At 69.7% G+C, this 1012-nt stretch carries 1 protein-coding gene; it reads left to right on the top strand.

Annotated features, from left to right (window positions below):
- Positions 1 to 256: 256 nt before the first annotated feature.
- A partial coding sequence (locus AB0H57_RS32890; protein WP_357512659.1) for an IS110 family transposase occupies positions 257 to 1012 on the top strand: 756 nt, incomplete at its 3' end.

Here is a 1012-nt window from a genome sequence, read left to right as displayed (position 1 = left end):
CCCTCCTAATGAGTGTTGCGGGTCGGCCTCAGGCAGACTCGTCCGGTGGTAGCCGCCGGTGGGTGAGCACTCGTCCCTCCTGGATCTTGAGTCCTGATGTAAGACCGTGCCCCTGCCGGATGGCCGGGAGAGTTGATCGCTGATGGGATGTCGTGCCCGCTGGTTTGCGGCGTGAGCACTGCTTCATTAGGTCGCTGATGGTTCTCCTGCCGGCTGCCGGCTGCTGGTGTCGAGGACGGGAGATGCGTTGCTGTTCGTGGGAGATGACTGGGCCGAGGACCACCACGACGTGGAGCTGATGGACGCCGCTGGGCGCAGGCTGGCCAAGGCCAGATTGCCCGAGGGCGTGGCGGGCATGGCTCGGCTGCACGCGATGATCGGTGAGCATCTCGCCGAGGACGCCGAGGACGCTGCCGGGCGGGTGAAGGTCGGGATCGAGACGGACCGGGGCCCGTGGGTGCAGGCGTTGATCGCGGCCGGGTACACGGTGTACGCGGTCAACCCGCTGCAGGCTGCCCGGTATCGCGAGAGGTTGGGCGTGTCGGGCGCCAAGAGCGACGCCGCGGACGCGCACATGCTGGCCGACATGGTCCGCACGCATGCGCACGAGCTGCGTCCGGTCGCCGGTGACAGCCCCGAGGCCGAGGCGGTCAAGGTCGTCACCCGGATGCACAAGACGCTGATCTGGGAACGCACCCGCACCGGGCAGCGGCTGCGTCACGCGCTGCGGGAGTACTTCCCGGCCGCGTTGGAGGCCTTCGAGGACCTCGACGCCGCCGACACCCTGGAACTCCTCGCGAAGGCCCCCGACCCGGCGGCTGCGGCCCGGTTGAGCATCGGGCAGATCAGCACGGCCCTCAAACGCGCCCGCCGCCGCGACATCGCCGCCAAGGCCGCCGCGATTCAGGACGCGTTGCGCAGCGAACAACTCGGCCAGCCAGCCGTGGTCACCGCCGCCTACGCCGCCACAGTGCAGGCCCTGGTCGCGGTCCTGGGCACCCTCAACGACCAG

The sequence above is a fragment of the Micromonospora sp. NPDC050686 genome (assembly GCF_040654475.1).
Taxonomy (GTDB): Bacteria; Actinomycetota; Actinomycetes; order Mycobacteriales; family Micromonosporaceae; genus Micromonospora.
This window is presented reverse-complemented; position numbering and strand designations above follow the sequence as displayed.